This window comes from Luteolibacter arcticus, assembly GCF_025950235.1.
GTDB lineage: Bacteria > Verrucomicrobiota > Verrucomicrobiia > Verrucomicrobiales > Akkermansiaceae > Haloferula > Haloferula arctica.
In genome coordinates, this window is sequence record NZ_JAPDDT010000002.1 from 561,963 (window position 1) to 579,769 (window position 17,807).

17 protein-coding genes are annotated in these 17,807 nt (G+C 63.1%); 12 read left to right on the forward strand and 5 right to left on the reverse strand.

Annotated elements, in window-relative coordinates; genetic code table 11:
• Positions 1–120 precede the first annotated feature (120 nt).
• The 5 genes from OKA05_RS07035 to OKA05_RS07055 are packed head-to-tail and all read left to right on the forward strand — an operon-like array spanning position 121 to position 4,874.
• Complete coding sequence (locus OKA05_RS07035; RefSeq protein WP_264486411.1) at positions 121–1,122, forward strand: aromatic ring-hydroxylating dioxygenase subunit alpha; 1,002 nt, start codon at positions 121–123, stop codon at positions 1,120–1,122.
• Positions 1,119–1,703, forward strand: a complete 585-nt coding sequence (locus OKA05_RS07040; RefSeq protein ID WP_264486412.1) for a hypothetical protein — start codon at positions 1,119–1,121, stop codon at positions 1,701–1,703. Before OKA05_RS07035 ends, OKA05_RS07040 begins: the two co-directional genes overlap by 4 nt.
• 8 nt (positions 1,704–1,711) lie before the next feature.
• Positions 1,712–2,419 (forward strand): hypothetical protein, encoded by a 708-nt coding sequence (locus tag OKA05_RS07045; RefSeq protein ID WP_264486413.1) that lies wholly within the window; start codon positions 1,712–1,714, stop codon positions 2,417–2,419.
• On the forward strand, positions 2,416–3,819 hold the full coding sequence (locus OKA05_RS07050) for a GH3 family acyl-acid amido synthetase (protein ID WP_264486414.1): 1,404 nt from the start codon (positions 2,416–2,418) through the stop codon (positions 3,817–3,819). Before OKA05_RS07045 ends, OKA05_RS07050 begins: the two co-directional genes overlap by 4 nt.
• Positions 3,807–4,874, forward strand: coding sequence for a GNAT family N-acetyltransferase (locus OKA05_RS07055; RefSeq protein WP_264486415.1), 1,068 nt, complete (start codon positions 3,807–3,809; stop codon positions 4,872–4,874). Before OKA05_RS07050 ends, OKA05_RS07055 begins: the two co-directional genes overlap by 13 nt.
• A gap of 22 nt (positions 4,875–4,896) precedes the next feature.
• Here OKA05_RS07055 and OKA05_RS07060 read toward each other — a convergent pair whose 3' ends face one another.
• The 3 genes from OKA05_RS07060 to OKA05_RS07070 all read right to left on the reverse strand — a co-directional run bounded on the left by OKA05_RS07060 (position 4,897) and on the right by OKA05_RS07070 (position 7,721).
• Entirely contained in the window at positions 4,897–5,268 is a 372-nt protein-coding gene (locus OKA05_RS07060; protein ID WP_264486416.1) for a type II toxin-antitoxin system VapC family toxin, read from the reverse strand.
• A gap of 4 nt (positions 5,269–5,272) precedes the next feature.
• Positions 5,273–5,566, reverse strand: a complete 294-nt coding sequence (locus tag OKA05_RS07065) for a hypothetical protein (protein ID WP_264486417.1) — start codon at positions 5,564–5,566, stop codon at positions 5,273–5,275.
• An 88-nt stretch (positions 5,567–5,654) separates the two neighbouring features.
• The gene (locus OKA05_RS07070) at positions 5,655–7,721 is read right to left on the reverse strand and encodes a S9 family peptidase (RefSeq protein ID WP_264486418.1); all 2,067 of its coding nucleotides are present in this window, start codon (positions 7,719–7,721) and stop codon (positions 5,655–5,657) included.
• Positions 7,722–8,390: 669 nt separating this feature from the next.
• On the opposite strand from OKA05_RS07070, the gene OKA05_RS07075 reads away from it, so the two are divergent.
• Positions 8,391–9,953, forward strand: coding sequence for a hypothetical protein (locus OKA05_RS07075; RefSeq protein WP_264486419.1), 1,563 nt, complete (start codon positions 8,391–8,393; stop codon positions 9,951–9,953).
• Between the two features lie 71 nt (positions 9,954–10,024).
• A complete protein-coding gene (locus tag OKA05_RS07080) occupies positions 10,025–10,621 on the forward strand; it encodes a hypothetical protein (protein ID WP_264486420.1) in 597 nt (198 codons plus the stop codon).
• Here OKA05_RS07080 and OKA05_RS07085 read toward each other — a convergent pair.
• Positions 10,615–10,794 carry a hypothetical protein gene (locus OKA05_RS07085; RefSeq protein WP_264486421.1) on the reverse strand — a complete coding sequence of 60 codons (180 nt, stop codon included), beginning with the start codon at positions 10,792–10,794 and terminating at the stop codon, positions 10,615–10,617. The two genes, OKA05_RS07080 and OKA05_RS07085, sit on opposite strands and share 7 nt — an antisense overlap.
• A gap of 40 nt (positions 10,795–10,834) precedes the next feature.
• A complete protein-coding gene (locus OKA05_RS07090) occupies positions 10,835–11,965 on the reverse strand; it encodes a hypothetical protein (protein ID WP_264486422.1) in 1,131 nt (376 codons plus the stop codon).
• 110 nt (positions 11,966–12,075) lie between these two features.
• Between OKA05_RS07090 and rseP the strand changes: the two genes are divergently transcribed.
• From rseP to OKA05_RS07115, 5 genes are all read left to right on the forward strand, one after another.
• The gene (gene rseP / locus OKA05_RS07095; protein WP_264486423.1) at positions 12,076–13,494 is read left to right on the forward strand and encodes an RIP metalloprotease RseP; all 1,419 of its coding nucleotides are present in this window, start codon (positions 12,076–12,078) and stop codon (positions 13,492–13,494) included.
• Positions 13,495–13,602: 108 nt separating this feature from the next.
• Positions 13,603–15,123 (forward strand): UxaA family hydrolase, encoded by a 1,521-nt coding sequence (locus tag OKA05_RS07100; RefSeq protein WP_264486424.1) that lies wholly within the window; start codon positions 13,603–13,605, stop codon positions 15,121–15,123.
• Entirely contained in the window at positions 15,099–15,914 is an 816-nt protein-coding gene (locus OKA05_RS07105) for a hypothetical protein (protein WP_264486425.1), read from the forward strand. Before OKA05_RS07100 ends, OKA05_RS07105 begins: the two co-directional genes overlap by 25 nt.
• A gap of 80 nt (positions 15,915–15,994) precedes the next feature.
• Positions 15,995–16,906 (forward strand): hypothetical protein, encoded by a 912-nt coding sequence (locus OKA05_RS07110; protein WP_264486426.1) that lies wholly within the window; start codon positions 15,995–15,997, stop codon positions 16,904–16,906.
• 1 nt (position 16,907) lies between these two features.
• Positions 16,908–17,774 carry an SUMF1/EgtB/PvdO family nonheme iron enzyme gene (locus OKA05_RS07115; protein ID WP_264486427.1) on the forward strand — a complete coding sequence of 289 codons (867 nt, stop codon included), beginning with the start codon at positions 16,908–16,910 and terminating at the stop codon, positions 17,772–17,774.
• The last annotated feature ends 33 nt before the right edge of the window (positions 17,775–17,807 follow it).

The window sequence follows — 17,807 nt, forward strand, 5'->3', positions numbered from 1 at the left end:
CCCATACGACCCGGCCGCCGCTGGCCAATCGTTATTGTGGTACCAAGCATCAACTTTCCAGATGATGGCGGGTGGGAAAACGATTCGCCAGACTGCCTCCGCACCCGCTAGATCCTTGGCGTGCTCCGAGGTCATTGGTACATCGCCTGCCGTTCGCCGCAGATCGGCAGGGGTCCGGTGGCCCGCACCGTGCTCGGCGAGCCGCTGGTGATTTTCCGCGGGCAGGACGGCAAGGCCGCCGCGCTGATCGACCGCTGTGCCCACCGGAATCTCGCGCTGTCCCGCGGCAAGGTCACGGCAGACGGGCTGCGCTGCGCCTATCATGGCTGGTCGTGGGGGAGTGACGGGCATTGCACGAAGATCCCTTCGGCATGCGAGCCCGACGCTTGCCAAGCGATCCGGGTGAAGAGCTATCCGGTGAAGGAGCATCAGGGATTCATTTGGGTCTGGATGGGGGAGGAGAAAGAGGTGCCGACTCATGAGCCTCTACATTTCCCGTGGCTCGGCGAGGCGGGCTGGAGGCATTTCGTGATGGAGCGCGTGTTCGAGGCGAATGCCTTCCACTGCGTGGAGAATTTCCTGGATGTGCCGCACACCGCGCACGTCCACCGCGGCCTCTTCCGCGGCGAGGAAAGCAAGGAGATCGAGATCGAGGTCACGTCGGGTGAGGATTGGATCGAAGGGGAGTTCCTTGGCGAAGAGCGCATGGACTCTTGGATCGGGAAGCTGCTGGTGCCGGAAGGCAGCCGCATCCGCCACGTGGACCGCTTCCAACTGCCCTACGTGACGCGCGTCGACTACCGGATGAGCGAGACGCGGCAGTATGTGGTGATGAGCCAGTGCACGCCGGAAACCGAGGATCGCACGCGGGTCTTCACCTATCTCGGCTTCCGCTTCGAGCCCTTCGGCGGATTGATCCGGCTAGTCTTCCAACCCTTTGCCGGGGCGATTCTGAATCAGGACGTGGAAGTGCTACGGCAGCAGACCGAGGATCTGCGACGCACCGGTGCGCCACGCTTTCTCTATCACGAGACGGACGCGATCGCGCGTGGCATTCGTGAGTTGCTCGATGGGAAATCACTCGCCGGTCGTCCACCCGAACGCAAGCGGCTGCGCGTATGAGTATGAAGGAGGCCTGGCACATGGCGGTGGAGCGGATGCCTCTCTGGGCGGCGGCGGTCTTGCTAGTCTGCCAGTTTCTCGCGCCGGCCTTCCATGCGTGGCAAAATCAGCCCGGCCGTCTTGGCGGCCCGATATCCCGGGCGAAGGCGGGTTGGCTGGCCCTTGCGACGATCTTGTGGGTAATCTTGCCACTGCTGCTGTGCACCCAGCACGCCGCCTACGCGTGGATGGCGGCATCAATGATGGTGCGCACGATTGTCGAACTGCCGCTGTGCGCATGGAAGAAATGGAGCACCAACTACGGTCTCGGCCATGATGCGCTCCACGCCCTCATCGTCCTGTGGTGGCTGCCCGGCGCGCCACCGGATGTGAAGCTCTGGATCGTCCTGACGCTTCTCACGCTGGTGATCGAAGTGATCTTCGTGCTGCGTTTTCGCAAGTGCACCGAGGGCCCGGCGAATGGGATCTACTTTGTGCCGGATGGCGCTGCTCACATCCGGCTCAATCTTTTGACGGACTTGGTCCGCATGCCGTGCCAGTATCTCATGGTGTCCATCCTCATTGCCGCATGCCTGCGTTGAACCAACTTGTGAGTTCCATCCGCTCCGTCGACTCGATCACGACGCGGGAGGCAGAGGCGATGCATGCGCTCATGACACGCCATTACGAGGCGGTGCCGCGCGCGCGCTTCGATGCCGATCTGGCGGAGAAAGATGAGGTCGTGATGTTGCACGATGATGTCGGCGCGCTGCGCGGTTTTACGACTCTGGCTTGGAATCCAGCGGGCGAGCTGCCCGAGGGCGACATCCTTTTTTCCGGCGACACGATCATCGATGAAAGCTGCTGGGGCACCCAGGAGCTTGTGCGCGCCTTCTGCCAGCGTGCCGGTGCTTGGCGCGCGACGAGTGGGCGGCGCTTGTTCTGGCTGCTGATTTCAAAGGGTCATCGCACGTACCTTTACCTTCCGCTGTTTGCGCGAAGGTTCCATCCGCATCCGGAGCACGTTGAACAGGAGTGGCAAGACATCGCAGCACGGGTGGCGGAGACGATGTTCGGAGATTCCTGGCAAGAGCGGGAGGGTGTCGTGCGTTTCGCCGAGAGCCATGGCCACTTGCGCGGCGATCTCGCGGACGATACCCGCGGCAAGCAGGACAATCCGTGGGTCCGATTTTTCCTTGAGCGCAATCCGCGCTACGATCAAGGCGAGGAACTCGTCTGTCTAACAGAAATGACCGACGAGAACCTGCGACGCGGTGCCTTGGCCGCGTTCCGTGAAGGATTCGAGAGCGCGTCATGAATCCGTCTGCCGGTGCCTTGCTTGCCTCGCTGGAGTGCTGGTCGGTTGCGGCCGCGGATCCCTGGGTGCGTCTGCGTGAGCTTCTGGAGAAACACAGCAGAAGCGACTTCGGACGTGCCCATCATTTCGGCAGCATCCGCAGCGAGGAAGAGTTCCGAGAAGCGATTCCGCCGATGGACTACGAGGATCATCGGAGTTGGATCGAGCGCTGCGCCGCGGGGGAGCAGAACGTGTTGGCCTGCGATGAGCCATTCGGCTTCGAAAGGACCTCCGGCACCTCGTCGGAGCCGAAATGGATTCCTCTAACAAACGGTCTGCGTGAGGAATTCGCCCGCGGTCTCGCGGCCTGGTTTCGCGGCTGGCAGGGGCGGTGTCCCGAGGTTTTTGCAGGAAGCGCTTATTGGGCGATTTCACCTGCGGGAATGATTCCGGATACAAGCGTCGGCGGATTGCCTGTTGGAGCGATGAGCGACGTGGCCTACTTTCCCGATGACGTGGGCGCGCGGCTCGCCGATTGGTTGGTGGTGCCCGATCTGAGCGGAGATGTGTTTGAAGGGACGGCGGAAGCGTTGCTGGCGACACCCGATCTCAGCGTCGTGTCGGTGTGGAGCCCGACCTTTCTCCTCGGGATCGATGCCGTGGTCCGCAAGCTCCGCCCCGGAAAGACGTGGCGCGACCTGTGGCCGAAGCTCGCGCTGGTGAGCTGCTGGGCAGATGCTTCCAGTGCGCCGTGGATTCCCGTGCTCCGGGAGCGTCTCGGGGGCATTTCCATCGAGCCGAAGGGACTGCTCGCCACCGAGGGTATCACGTCGCTCCCTGACGAAATCGACGGTAGCCCGCGCCTCGCCAGCGAGTGTCACTGGCATGAGTTTCTCGATGAGAATGGCGACCATGTACCGGTGAATGAACTTCGCATTGGACAGCGCTATGAAGTGCTGCTGACCACCGCCGGCGGCTTATTCCGCTATCGCAGTGGCGATCAGGTGGAGGTGACCGCGGCGGGAGTTTTTCCACGTTTGCGCTTTGTCGGACGTATGGGAAATTCGTCCGATCTGGTCGGTGAAAAGCTTCACGAACAACAGGTGCTCGATGCATTCGCGGAACTCGGTGTGCGCGGCTTTCTCGTCGCCGCGCCGAAAGTTCCGGGCTATGAACTCTGGCTGGAAGACCTGAAAGAAGAGGGCCGTGTGATGAACTTGCTACGACGGAACCCGTACTTCGATCAAGCGCTCCGGCTCGGCCAGCTTGCGCCCGTGAAAACGTGTCGGCTTCCACCGGACTGGTCGCTCACGCTTGCAAGCGCGCTTGTCCATTCCCGCGGGGGTCGCCTCGGCGACGTGAAGCTGCCAGCGCTTCTCACGAACATCGATCCGGAGGTGGTCGCGTCATGGCTGGGCTGATCGTGCGACCTGCCGGAGCGGAGGATCACGCGGCGCTGGAAGCACTCTTCCGGGCCACGACGATGGGCTCGCAAATCCACCTCGCGGTGGAGCGCGACCCGGACTATTTCGCCGGAGCCGCGGTGCAAGCCGCTGAGCCCTGCGTGTGGGCGGCCTTCGAAACCTCGGGTCGCGCCGTTGGCTTGCTCTCTGCCGGCAAGCGCCGTGTGTGGCTCGATGGCGAACGCGACGTGCGCTACCTCTGCGACCTGAGAATCCACGGCGATTGGCAACGCTCGACCTTGCTCTCCCGAGGCTATCGTCTTCTGAATCGCGAGGTATTCGCGCCGGGTGAGTGGGCGCAGACGCTGGTGCTTGAGGACAATCTGAAGGCCATCGAGCTGCTGACCAGTCGCCGCGCCGGCCTCCCTGAGTATCGGCCCGCGGGCATCTATCGAACCTGGCTATTGCCGCCACAAGACGTCTCCTTCGACCCCGGCATCAGCGTCCGTCGTGCGGTCGCCGCGGACCTTACCGAAATGCAACGGGTCTACAATGAAGCCATGCAACGACGGAGCTTCGGGGAGATGGTCCGCTTTGCCGACTTTGGCGAAGGGCGATGGAATGGACTGCACGCCGGAGATTTCCTCATCGCCGAGCGCCAGGGACGCGTGATCGGGATGCTGGGGCTCTGGGATCAGACCGCTTTCCAGCGCCTGCGCATTGCCGGCTATTCGCGGGGCGTGGCGATGCTTCGTCCGCTTTGGAATGTCAGGGCGGCGCTTCGTGGCGACGTTCCCTTGCCGCCGCCCGGTGCCGTCGTGCCGGTGCGCAAGGTCACCGCGCTTGCTTGTGAGAACGATAACCCGGCGATCCTCCGCGCGCTGCTGGCGGAGGCATTGCGGACCCGCGACGAAAAGCTGACGCTCGTTGGAATGTCCGCCGCCGATCCACTCGTCGAAGCGATGCAAGACCTCCGTGGCCGGCGGGATCGTGGCCATCATTTCCTCGTCGGCTGGGAAGGCGGACCGCCCGCGTGGCGCGAGCCGTTCGTCTTCGACGTGGCGAGGATCTGAGCAATCCTTCAGATGTTGCCATTCATGGCGTGATCGCAAACGGGTTCCTCACGTCAAGCCCGGCGATATGTTTGAAGTCGGCCTCGTTCCGGGTCACGAGCGGCATGTCGTATTCCAGCGCGGTGGCGGCGATGATCGCATCGCCCAGTTTCATTTTCTTCTGCTGGCGCAGTTTGATGGCCCGCTCGATCACTCCGTCATCCAGCGAGTACACAGGACTGGCAGCGACAAAGTTGAGGATTGCAGTTTCTTCCTCCGGCGAGATTCCCGCGAAACCGAGTGCCTCGATTTTCGTCACGCTGGCAATCGCCGCGTTCGGATGGGTCGTCCACGGATCGAGCCGGTTTCCGCCGGGCTGGCACGCATGGATGACGATATTCGTGTCCAGAAGCATGCCTTCAATCGCGTCCTGGCAGCGCACGTTCTTCCCGCATCTCAGATTGCCATGCCACCGGGTCGGTGATGTCGCGGTAGGGGTCAAGCTTGCGGATCTCCTCCAGTGCCGCCATACGCTGCGCGATCACTTCCGGAGTGGCAGCGAGCTTCTGGCGTTTGGGTTTATCCTGCCCTTGCATCGACTCCACGGTCATCAGCACATGAGCCCGGCCTGGCTTCAGCCATGATGGCAGGGGTGACAACAGTTTTACGCTGCCATCGGCCCCGATCTCGATGTCCGTCTCCAGCCGGTTCATTGCCCGAGAATAAACCCGGCTGAGAAAACGTAAAGCATGCAAGCTCAGCGGGCCGTTACAAGACGCTGCAGTTGGCCTCAGGAGGATACTATCGTGGCCCGCCCAGGTGAGCGCGGAAGAAATCCACCCGCCGCCGTTGCCCATAGCGCTCCTCACCCGAGCCGTGATTGCGGCCGGTCATGGGCAGGAACTCGAAGTCCTTGTCCGCCGCAATGAGCGCGTTGATGACTTGATAGGTCGAGGAGGGATCGACGTTGGTGTCGACCTCGCCGACGGTGAGCAGCAGCCCGCCCTTGAGGTTCTTCGCGTGGGTGACGTTCGAATTGTCGGCGTATTCCGGGCCGATCGGCCAGTCCATCCACTGCTCGTTCCACCAGATCTTGTCCATGCGGTTGTCGTGGCAGCCGCAGTCGGCGGCGGCGGCCTTGTAGAAGTCGCCATGAAAAAGCATCGCGCCGAGTGCGTTCTGGCCGCCGGCCGAGCCGCCGAAGATGCCGACCCGCTCGAGGTCCATCTGGGGCCACTTTTTCGCGGCCTCCTTCAGCCACGCGATGCGGTCGGGGAAGCCGGCGTCCTTGAGGTTCTTGTAGCAGAAGTGGTGGAATTCCTTGCTGCGATTGGCGGTGCCCTTGCCATCGATCTGCACCACGATGAAGCCGTGGACGGCGATCTCGTGCTTGGGCATCATCCAAGGGTTCCAGGCTTTCGGGACGAACGAGTCCTGCGGGCCGGCGTAGATGTTCTCGATCACCGGATACTTCTTCGCGGGGTCGAAGTCGGGCGGAAGGCAGACGACGCCGTGGATGTGGAATTTCCCGTCGCGGTCCTTCGAAACGAAGGGCTCCGCCAGCGGCCAGTTGGTGGCGCGGAGCTTCGAGTCGTCCGCTTCGGCGAGGGTGGCGACCAGCTCGCCATCCTCCCAACGCCGCAGCTCGGTGACCGGCGCCTTGTTCACCCGCGACCAACGGCAGGTGTAGTATTTCCCGCCGGGTGAGCGCTCGAAGCGATCATGGGTGCCATTGCTCTTCGTGAGCGGGATCAGCTTGCCAGTGTCGATCGAAACGCGGGCGTAGTGGATGTAGTAGGGATCCTGGTCCTTGTAGCAGCCGGAGATTTTCAAGAGCACCTCGCGGTTCTCTTCATCCACGTTCACGACCTCGCGGACGATCCACTCGCCCTTGGTGAGCTGGCGCTTGGTGGAGCCGTCGCGGCCATCGAGCAGGTAGAGGTGCTTCCAGCCGTCACGCTCGGACATCCACAGGATCTCGTTGCCGTCGTTGAGGTCGCGGCGGAAGGAGTTGCCGTAGACGAAGACGAAGGTGCTGCTTTCCTCGCGGACCAGCACCCGCTGCTGGCGGGTGGCGCTGTCGATCTCGATGACGTTGTGCTTGCCGAAACCGCGCTCGACGAATTCGAAGGTGAGCCGCTTCGAATCGCCGCGCCACGCGAGCTCCCGGCACTCGAAGGGGTTCTCCAGCAGCTTGGGATCGGCAGCGATCGGCTCCTCCCTGCCGGTAAAGAAGACCCACGGCGCGCGGGTGTCGATCTCATCGCCCGGCTTCGGATAGCTGTTGGTGAAGTGCTTCGGCTGGAGCTGGTCCTTCGGGGACGACTCGATGTAGTGGACGATCCTTTCCTTCACGTCCTTCTCCTTCCAGATCGCGAAGCGCGAGGAATCCGGTGCCCACAGCGGTTGGCCCTGGAATGCGCCCGCGGCATCGGACTTCGCGAGCTCACGCTCGGCACCCTCCTTGGTGTCGCGCAGGATGACCCCGCCCTCGCGCAGCGCCACTTCCCAGCGGCCATCCGGGGATTTCCACGAGCCACGCGGCCCTCTGCTGTCCCGGTCGCGGCGGCGGTTCCCGCGGCGTTCGTCCGGTCGGGTCTCCGGCATCGGATCCGCTTCGCCTGCCGCCTCGGCCTTGCCGGTCGCCGGGTCGAGCTTCGTCCGCCGTTTTTCGTCCGAGGTCTCAAGCTCATAAAAGAGGGCCGAGTCGTCGGGGGCCCAGCGGACATTGACGAATTCGTTGAGCACCTTGGTCTTGGCCACGCCGAACCAGCGGCCGGTGAGCTCATTGAAGTCGGCGAGGTGGCCGTGATCGGCGTGCGCCGCAGTGGCGAGGACACAGGAAAGGAGGGCTGGACGGAGTTTCATGGCCGGAATATCGCTACCAAACGATGAAATCGTCGATCCCCCTTCACCGACTCCAGCGATTCGCGGGTCACGTGCTGAACCTGCAGCGTAGGGTGGCGAAATGGCCCATGCTTTTGCTCTGCGCGCTGCTGATCCCGTCGTGCGCCCCGCCGTCTACCCCGGTCATCAGTGAAGCTGGCACCCTGCCGTGGCGGGGAAATGAGTCCGAAGCCTATCGCCGGGGCCACAAGGACGGCAGCGGGGACCAGCGGGAGGGCCGTCCTTCTGCTCCGCGCCCGGGGGAGGGAGCCGGCCGCGCCGACTATCTTATAGGATATGAAGACGGCTTTCGCCATCCACGTGACAATCCATGGAGCCGTCCCCGCGCCTATCAGATCGGCCATGAATATGGGCGGCGCGATAAGCTCTCGGGCCGTCCGGCAGATCCGGGTCGCGATGCGGGTCGAGTGCCTCGGATCGTAGGGGACGAGTTCATCCGGGGCTATCGCACAGGGCGGGAGTGATGGCAATTCGCCCTGTTAGGATCGCTCTCTAGACCATTTTCTTACGGTCGTAAGGGGGTTCACGAATGCCTGATTTACATTGTCCTCACCGCTTCCGGACATTTCGGATCGATACGCAAATTCCCAGTTGCCGGGTGATTTCCGTACGGATAAGGACCGGTTGAAGATGAAACCGATTCTGCTCAAAACCCTAGCCGCGGCTTCGCTTGCGGCCACCTCCCATGCGGAAGTCCACGTCTTGGGTGCCGTCTGGAAAGAACGCGGGGTCAATGCCCCCCTTGGCACGATCATCATGAATCCGGGAACGGTAGCCTCGACCCGCGGCTATCTGATCATGGATGATAGCGTGCTGACCACGACGCCTTCCCCGGCGACCTTAATTGAATACTGGGAGGTTCGTGAAGATGGCGAGACCACCCGCCTCTATTCCGTCAATAGCGATTTCACCGCCTTCCGTGCGGACGGGATCTTCGGAACGTCCAATGGACGGCGCCTCTACGGGCACATGTACGCCCCCGTCCGGGTGGCCGACGTGACCAACCCGCTGATTCCTTTCTCCGGCACGACCTTCTCCACCAACTTCCCGCGGAAGCTGTCCTTCGACCAGACGGTATTCCAGACCGGCGCGAGCGATACCGTGACCGGCCCGCAGATCGTCCTGGCCGGTGCCGGGACGCAGCGCTCGGTGGTCAGTGGCAGCGCGAATTCCGTGAAGACCGAGGCGACCACCATTGCCGAGGCGACAGCCGAGTTCGTGGCGCGCTTGGTGAAGCAGAAGTACGCGCGGACCCTGGTGGAAGCCCCGACGATCATCGTCGACCTTGCTCCTACCCTTCAGCTTCAGGATGGCGAGACCTCGATCCTCACCGTCACGCTGAACCCCGATGTGATTCCCGGACCGATTCCTGGTACGGATCCCGTTGAATTTGATGATTTCGCCGCCCCCACCTACCAGTGGTCCAAGGATAACGTGGCGATTCCAGGTGCCGTCGGAGCTACCTTCACCGTGACCGGTGGCGCTTCCACGGCCACGAATGGCTCCGGCACCTACAAGGTGGTGGTCACCAATGAGGTGGGCTCGGTAACCAGCGGCAATACCGTGGTGACTCCAGAGACCACCACGTTTGCCACGAACCTTCAGACGCCGGTCCCTCTTCTCGGTGCGAACTCCACCACTCTCAGCGTGGTCCTCAGCCCGGCTCCGATCACCGCGCCGACTTACCAGTGGGTGAAGGGTGCGGCCTTGGCTGGCCCGTTCACAAATGTTCCGGCCGCTATTGGTGGGAACAGTCCAAGTTTGCTGGTCATCGGGGGTGAGGCCGCTACGGGGGCCGGTTTTTACCGCCTCGACGTGACCACTTCGGCGGGCCCGATCTCGAGTGCGGTCAGCAATGTCACCGTCGGCGCAGCGCTCACTAACTTCGTGTTCACCACCAACTCGCCGCGGACATTGTCGGTCGCCCTTTCCGGGACCGCGAAAATCTCTCCCGTGATCAATTCGGCTGCGACTCCCTCGCCAACCTTGGCAACGCGCCAGTGGTTCAAGGCTTCGCTCGCCAATCCGACGGTGTTCACTGCGATTCCCGATTCCAACGTGATCGAGCTTGAAGTCAGCGGCAACGCCGCCAACGCCAAGGGCCCGGGTGTCTATCGCATGGTCGCGACCAACACGGCGACCCCGGCGGTGACGATCACTACCATCGACACGGTCGTTACGACGGCACCCTGATCGCTTCGGACCATTTAGTTCAGACGTGACCTTTCCCGCCAAGCCAGCCGGCTTGGCGGGATTTTTGTCCCATGAAACTTTCCCGAACCACCGTTATCGCACTGGCCCTGATGCTGGCTGCCGTCTTGCTCGCTGCCGTCGTTTTCAATCGACCGGCCCCGGAGGCCGATGGCGTTTCCAATGATGGCCAGACCGGAGGTTCCAAGACCGGTCCCTCGACATCCGCTGCTCCGGCTCTGCCGCCCACCAAGTCAGCGAGGACGACCATCGTCGATCTCAAGCCTCTGGCGGCGAGGGAGTTAGAGTTGTTGTGGGCACGTGGCCGCGGCCCGGAGCTGTTGATCGAGCTCGACCGCCTGTCGGCGAGCAAGGACCCGGAACACTGGCGGGAAGTCGGCCCCTTGCTGGTCAAGCAGGCTGCCAAGGAGGGCCGGCCGGAAATCGCGACTTACCTGCTCGCCACCGGTGACGCCGCCCCGGATCAGATCCGCATCCAGATCTACGCCGCGGCCATGGATAATCGCGACGAAAGCCTCCAAGACGCCGCCCGGCTGGAACTGGAGAACATCACCGGCGAAGAGTTCGCGAATGGCGATGCTGCCCGGGCATGGCTCGAGGCCAATCCGCAACCCGCTGAGGATGATGAGGAAATGACTGAGGATCAGTAGGTCGGCAGGTTTTCCTGCTGCTGCTGGTCCTGACCACTCCAAGTGCGACCGTGGGCCTTGTTCTCCATTCCCGACCCGAGCAGGCGCAGATCCCGCCCAAAGCCGATGGCGGTATTGCAGGAATTGAGGGTCAAAAGGGCGGCGAACGCGGCGAATGCGTACAGCTTCTTCATGGGGCGACGTGGTAACGTGGATTCTTAGCGATGCAATCGCTTAATTTTCCTTAAGTTCTTTTCGCAAGTTCACAATGTCCTCGCGGAGTTCGAAAATCGAATCGCGCAGGGCCTCCATGGCCCGCTGATGGTCGGGATCGTCCGCCGCATCAATCAGTTCCATGCAGGCGGCCAGCGCCTCGTTCTGCCAATTCAGGCAGCGTTTCAGGAGTGCCAGCACGAAGCCGGTCTCGCGCTCATAGTCGCCGCCATTCAGGGCACCGGCCATCTTTCCGGAGACTTGCATCAGCGAGCGGTTTAAAACATGGGCTGCCGGATGCTCGTTGCCGGCCCGGGTCAGGTCGATGCCCCGGAGTACGATCTCCTGGGCCTTTTCCTGCAGCGGGTGCTGGATGAGGAGCGAGGCCGGGTCCCAGGTTTCTTCCTCCTCCTCGAACTCCGGTTCCTCCGGCCACGAGTCATCGTTTTCCCCGGCCTCCTGTGGCTCACCCTCGCGGGCCAGCGCATCGAGCAGCCCGTCCCAGCCCATGGCAAAGGCTTCCTTGCGCTGCGCGTCCGGGTCGTCGCCGTACTTTTCCCGGACCTGCACGAAGGCCTCGGTCAGCCGCTCGGACTCCTTGAGCCGCTCTTCCCAGACAAATTCGTCGTCCCCGGCCATGGGATCCACCCGCCGGATGAGCTGGACCATGGCGTCGCGCATGGCGTGGAGATTGGCGAGCTTCTGTGCCTCCTCGGCGTCCTCGTCCATCTTCCAGGCGCGCTCCGAGATGAACAGCTCGAAGCCACTGCTCTCGATCAGGACCCGGCCGTTCGCCTCGCTGAACCACTCGAGGTAGAGCGAGTTCTTCCAACTGAAAGGCACGTCCTGCCCGGCCGCGCGCAATGCGTGGGCCTCCTCATCGGAAACGAGCGCCACCTTGGTTTTCCGGGATGCCGTCATGTCGCCGATCATCCCGCGCTGCACGGGATCCAGTGAAAGGCCCACCTGCACCTCTGGCGCGGGATTGCGAAAGGTCAGCCGCGCCCCGGCGAGGTCGCGCCAGCAATCGCCACTCAGTTCCAGCGTCACCGGCTGCTCCCGACCGGCCAGCCACACCCAGCCTGCGGTCTTCCCCTCGACCGTGTTGTCGATTTCCCCGCGCACCACGGCCTGGACGATTCTGCAAGCCACGGACCGCAGTCTCCAAGGAAGGCGGGGGGGACGTCAATCCTGCTAGAGTCCCGGCTAGGTTTAACTTCTTGAAGCATTGACGGTCCCAGCTACGCTATGCCTGCAACCTCATGGCAGCTCTCAGCACCGTTCCGCAGATCGCCCTCCTGATCCTGGTGGTCATCGTGGTCTTCAATCTGATCATTTTCGTCCACGAACTCGGCCATTATTGGGCGGCCAAGTGGCGTGGCCTCAAGATTGACCGTTTCCAGATCTGGTTCGGCAAGCCGATCTGGAGCAAGACCATCAACGGTGTGCAATGGGGCCTTGGCTGGATTCCCGCCGGTGGCTTCGTTGCCCTGCCGCAGATGGCACCGATGGAGTCGATCGAAGGCGGCAATCTCGACCGCGAGGCGCTGCCGCCGATCAAGCCGCTCGACAAGATCATCGTCGCCTTTGCGGGTCCGCTTTTTTCCTTCCTGCTCGCGCTGTCCGCCGCGGTCGGCGTTTACATTGTCGGTAAGCCGAAGGACTTCGCGCCCACCCAGGTCATCGCCGGTGTCTTGGAAGGCAGCCCGGGTGAAAAGGCCGGCCTCAAGGCGGGCGACAAGATCACCCACATTAACGGCAGCGTCGTCAACGGCTGGGATGGCCGGCTCGACAGCATCTTCACCCAGATCGTGACCAGCGAGGGGGACGACATCGAAATCACCGTGGAGCGTCCGGGCGAGGCCAAGCCGCTCACTCTGACGTCGCACTTCGAGATTCCGAAGACCCGCTGGTGGCAGCGCAAGGCCCTGCGTCAGGTCGGCATCGAGCCGGAGACGGGTTGGGTGTTTGCGATCTCCACCTTGAAGGGGTCGCCCGCCGAAGCCGCCGGCATCGAGGAAGGCGACCGGCTGGTCACCGCCGATGGGAAGGAATTCACCAGCTCCGAGGAGCTCATCGACTACATCCGTTCCAAGGGCGAGGCTCCGATCAACTTCGTCTTCGAGCGCAAGAAGGAGATGCTCGAGGTGACCATCCGCCCGCGTGTTCCGATCAAACCGGAAGGCAAGAATGCGATGATCGGCATGAGCTTCGGCGACGGCTTGGTTTACGAAAACCACATCGTTCACCCCAAACCGCTCGACCAAATCACCGACACGCTGAAGCAGATGTGGCTGACCATCGCGCGGGTGGCCTCGCCGAAGTCGAGCATTGGCGTGGGCCATCTCAGCGGTCCCGTGGGCATCGCCAAGCTCCAGTACCGGATGCTGCGGATGGACCACCCGTGGCAGCGCATCCTCGCCTTCATGGTGCTGCTCAATATCAACCTCGCCATCCTCAACATGCTGCCCTTCCCGGTGCTGGATGGCGGACATATCACGCTCGCGACCATGGAGGCCATCGCTGGCCGTCCCGTGCGGGCGAAGATCTTGGAGTTCGTTCAGGTCGGTTTCGCGATGCTGCTCTTCAGCCTGATGATTTTCGTCACCAGCAAGGACATCGGTGACGGGTTCCGGCCGCAGGAAGGCAAGGCCGAGGAGTACGTCTTCCCGGCGAACTGAGGCGGACCGGCCCGGCGCGGTGCCGGGTATCCGAAATCCAAGTCCGCTTATTCGCGGGGCTTCCGTTCTGTTCATGCGCGTCCGCCGCCGTCAGACGGGAGATCCGCCATGAACCGCATCTTCCTTCTTCACGCCGAGGACCCCGTCGCCGTTGCCCTCGCCGATTTGCCCGCGGGCGAGATCTTGCCCGGCGCCGCCACGGTCCGCGGCGGCGTGCCTCGCGGTCACAAGGTCGCCCTGTGTGACATCGCGGAAGGCGCGGCGGTTTATAAATACGGCCAGGTCATCGGCCACGCCACCCGGCCCATCGCTGCCGGCGAGCACGTCCACAGCCACAATCTCGGCATGTCGGCCCACACCGACGACTATGCCCATGGTAGTTTGGCAAAGCCCACTGCCTACGTCCCGGAAGACCAGCGCGATACCTTCATGGGCTATCGTCGTGGCGACGGGAAGACCGGCACGCGCAACTACGTGGGCATCATTTCCTCGGTGAATTGCTCCGCCACCGTCGCCCATCACGTCGTCCGCGAGGTGGAGAAGCGCGGCCTGTTAGAAAACTTCCCGCACGTTGATGGCGTGATCGCCATCACCCACGGCCTCGGCTGCTGCATCTCGAACCGCAACGAGGCCTTCGCCATGCTCCAGCGCACGATCTGGGGCCACGTCCGCCATCCGAATTTCGGCGCGGTCATGATGGTCGGCCTCGGTTGCGAGACCAACCAGATCCCGGCGATGGTCGAGGCCTTCGGCAAGCCACCCAGCGGCAGCATGCACTACCTGACCATCCAGCAAATGGGCGGCACCCGGAAGACCATCGAGGCTTGCATTGAAAAGCTCATCTCCGACGTGCTGCCCACGGCCAATCAAGCGCGGCGCGAACCGGTGTCAGCCAGCGAACTCATCGTCGCCCTGCAATGCGGTGGCTCCGACGGTTTGTCCGGCATCACCGCGAATCCCGCGCTCGGCCTCGCCGTGGATCGGCTCGTTGCCCAAGGTGGCTCTGCGGTTCTTGCCGAGACGCCGGAGGTCTATGGGGCCGAGCACCTGCTGACCCGCCGCGCCGTTCGCCCGGAGGTCGGCGAGGCGCTCATCGAGCGCATCCGCTGGTGGGAAGACTACGCCGCCAAGCTCGATGGCGAGATCAACAACAACCCCACCCCGGGCAACAAGGCCGGCGGCCTGACCACCATCCTCGAAAAGTCCCTCGGCGCCGTCTGCAAGGCGGGCTCCACCAACCTCGTTTCCGTGCTCCGCTACGCCGAGCCGGTCAAGGAGCGCGGCATGTCGATGATGGACACTCCCGGCTACGACCCGATGGGCGTGACCGGTCAGGTCGCGGGCGGTTCGAATCTGCTCTGCTTCACCACCGGCCGCGGTTCGGTCTTCGGCTACAAGCCGACGCCCTCGATCAAGATCGCGACCAACACGCCGATGTTCCGCCACATGGAGGAAGACATGGACATCAACGCGGGCTCCATTGCGGACGGCGAGGAAACCCATGAACAGGTCGCGGACCGCATCTATCAGGAGATCCTGCGCGTTGCCAGCGGCGGCCAGAGCAAGTCCGAGGCCCTCGGGTTCGGCGATTGTGAGTTCGTGCCTTGGAATATCTCGGCGCAGATGTGAAGCGGAGCTGGAAAAGTGCCCCGAAATGGGCGGGTCCGCCTGCTTGTCTGTTAGGCATCACTACGAGCGGGAGATTGTTAGTGGCAGCGGCGGTAATTCTTGTCGTCGGACGATTTGCCTACACCGCGTGGGACTTCGTGTCGTCACGGCACGTCCCGCCAAGGGGACCGGCGGGCGGGATTACCCCGGAAGAAGTCGTGGCAAGCGATGTCACCGTGATCGCCCCCTCGTCGGGCTCGGGGAGCTGCAGGGTGGTGGCGAAGGTCACCAACCGCGCGTCGAAGCCATTGGTGCTTCCGGTCTTTAATGTCGCCATCGGTCACCCGCCGGGCGAGGTCCACAAGTGCGTGGCCTCGTTCATCCTCGCGCCGGGAGAGACCGGAACCTTCGCGACCGGCGGCCTTTCCTCGTCGGCGGCCGGTCCGCATGCGGCCTATGCCACGGTCACGCTGGCCTACAGTGATCCCATCGTGGAGAGCAGCTATGTCGACCGGCAGTTGAAGTACCGGCGGATGCTCGGCCTCACCGCCGGGGGCGAGTTCCGCAATGACTCCGGGCTCGAGATCGATCGCATCCAGGGAACCGTGATCATCGAGGACTCGGTCGGCACGCCGCTGTCGGTGGTTCCTTTCACGTTCGAGCCGAAGAAGGCTTATCCGGAAGGCTACCGGCTCGGCGGTGATTATCGCGGGCCGGGGGCGGCAGGTCGGCGCGTGGTGGAGATCCACTCGTTCCACGAGGCCGGCTCGACCGACCCGAAGGCCGTGCCGGTGGCCCCCACGGTGCGCTGACTCAGGAGCCTTCGGAACAAGACGCGGAGACATGGTTTTCTGAGTCGCCAGCGGGACATCCTGTTCTTACGGTGATCACCATGAAATGCCCCGCATTCATCCCGGCTCTCGCGCTCTTGTTTCCTCTGGCCGCTACGCTCCGCGCTGCGGAAGACGGTCCTGCCTTGCTCGACAAGGTGATCCAGTTTCCCGGCTCCTATGCCCAGGTTTGCGATGTGTGCACCGCACCTCCCGACCTGCCCTATCGGGCGTATCAGCTTTCCGGGTTTGCCGGCGCGTCCTTTTCCAAGGCGAACCTCGCCGCGATGAAGGCGAACCGTGAGACGCTCGTGAAAGCCATCCGCGCGCGCTTGCTGGAGATCGATCTGGTGAAGAAAGCGGCAGAGCCGAAGCAAGATCCCGCGCCGGAGGAGAGCTTCGATGGCGAGGACACCGGTTGCGATCCGAAGGTGCTCAACCCGCTTTTGTTAGAAATCATCCTGACGCTGCAAGCGACCGAGGTGCTGCCGGAGCTGCTGGTGCTGGAATCAAAGCTCGTCGCGGGCATTGCCAAGGCGAAGGACGACGCGAAGGCCGACCCGCCAAGGGTCAGCGGCTGGTTCGTCGCGGAAGAGAGGGAGAGCTATGACGAGAATGAGCCCCAGGCAAAGCGCGATCGCCGCACGCAGCTCTTCCAATCCCGCGTGGCGCAGCGTGATCTGGTGATCCTGATGGGCCGGCTGCTGCGCGAGAAAAGCTACGCTCCGTATCTGACGACTTCGCTCGAGAAGGCCTACGTGAAGGGTATCAAGAAGGAGGCCCAGGAACTTGGCATCGCCGACTACCAGCCGGGCAAGCCGCTGCCGAAGAACAAGCAGCATCTGGAACTCTCGCTCGATCCGGTGTCGAAGGTGCCCGTCGATGCCTACACTTCGATCGCCATTCCCTACAGTCGCGAATCGCGCGATGAAGTTCGCGCCGCGGCCGAAAAGTGGATCAAGGAGAAGGGCTGAGATGAGGACTGTCAGGCTGCTACTGCTTTTCTCGTACTTCGCAACCTTGGCTGGCGCGGCGGAAATGGGGCGCGGCGAGAACGACCATCGCCTCGTCCGGGTGGCCGCGGGCGAGTATGCGCTCGGCGCGGCGGATCATCGCTTCAACAAGGCGCATCGTTTCAAGACGGACGGCTTCCTGATCTCCGACACGGAGACGACCAATGGGCAGTTCGCCGCCTTCGTGAAAGCGACCGGCTACCAAACCCGTGCGGAGAGGACGGGCTGGAGCCTCAGCGGTGGTGAGGGCAGCGCCGAGTGGGAGTGGAAGCGCGTCGATGGCGCGAACTGGCGACTGCCCTTCGGTCCGGACGGCCCTGCCGCGGAGAAGCTTCCCGATCATCCCGTCACCCAGATTTCCGGCGAGGATGCGCGTGCTTACTGCCGTTGGATCGGCGGACGGTTGCCGACGATTGACGAATGGGAAACAGCAGCCCGCGCCGGTGCCACCACGCCTTACCCATGGGACGCGGAGTTTTCCGTGAAGGCCTGCAATATCTGGAACGGTGCCAGCCATCTCAAGAACACCCGCGAGGACGGCCATGTCCTCACCGCTCCGGTCCGCAGCTTCCCGCCGAACGCCTGGGGCCTTCACGACGTGATCGGAAATGTCTTCGAATACTGCGAAGGCCACGCGCCATGGATGGAGAGCAGCATCGTCGAGACGCGCATCTGCGGACGCGGCGGCTCATGGTGGTGCTCGGCGAACTCCTGCCACTTCTACAACCTGCTCGACATCGGCAGCATGGCGAAAGGGGCCTCACTGCCGAACCAGGGATTCCGTGTGGTCTTCGACCTTCCTGCCAAGGATGCGTCGACCGGCAAGTGATTGGGTAGCGCGATTGGCCCGCCTCTTGCGAAA

Excerpts from the sequence above, each read along its gene's own strand:
- OKA05_RS07040 (WP_264486412.1), top strand. The coding sequence starts at position 1,119 with ATGAGTATGAAGGAGGCCTGGCACATGGCGGTGGAGCGGATGCCTCTC.
- OKA05_RS07050 (WP_264486414.1), top strand. The coding sequence starts at position 2,416 with ATGAATCCGTCTGCCGGTGCCTTGCTTGCCTCGCTGGAGTGCTGGTCG.
- OKA05_RS07055 (WP_264486415.1), top strand. The coding sequence starts at position 3,807 with ATGGCTGGGCTGATCGTGCGACCTGCCGGAGCGGAGGATCACGCGGCG.
- OKA05_RS07060 (WP_264486416.1), bottom strand. The coding sequence starts at position 5,268 with ATGCTTCTGGACACGAATATCGTCATCCATGCGTGCCAGCCCGGCGGA.
- OKA05_RS07065 (WP_264486417.1), bottom strand. The coding sequence starts at position 5,566 with ATGAACCGGCTGGAGACGGACATCGAGATCGGGGCCGATGGCAGCGTA.
- OKA05_RS07070 (WP_264486418.1), bottom strand. The coding sequence starts at position 7,721 with ATGAAACTCCGTCCAGCCCTCCTTTCCTGTGTCCTCGCCACTGCGGCG.
- OKA05_RS07075 (WP_264486419.1), top strand. The coding sequence starts at position 8,391 with ATGAAACCGATTCTGCTCAAAACCCTAGCCGCGGCTTCGCTTGCGGCC.
- OKA05_RS07080 (WP_264486420.1), top strand. The coding sequence starts at position 10,025 with ATGAAACTTTCCCGAACCACCGTTATCGCACTGGCCCTGATGCTGGCT.
- OKA05_RS07085 (WP_264486421.1), bottom strand. The coding sequence starts at position 10,794 with ATGAAGAAGCTGTACGCATTCGCCGCGTTCGCCGCCCTTTTGACCCTC.
- rseP (WP_264486423.1), top strand. The coding sequence starts at position 12,076 with ATGGCAGCTCTCAGCACCGTTCCGCAGATCGCCCTCCTGATCCTGGTG.
- OKA05_RS07100 (WP_264486424.1), top strand. The coding sequence starts at position 13,603 with ATGAACCGCATCTTCCTTCTTCACGCCGAGGACCCCGTCGCCGTTGCC.
- OKA05_RS07110 (WP_264486426.1), top strand. The coding sequence starts at position 15,995 with ATGAAATGCCCCGCATTCATCCCGGCTCTCGCGCTCTTGTTTCCTCTG.
- OKA05_RS07115 (WP_264486427.1), top strand. The coding sequence starts at position 16,908 with ATGAGGACTGTCAGGCTGCTACTGCTTTTCTCGTACTTCGCAACCTTG.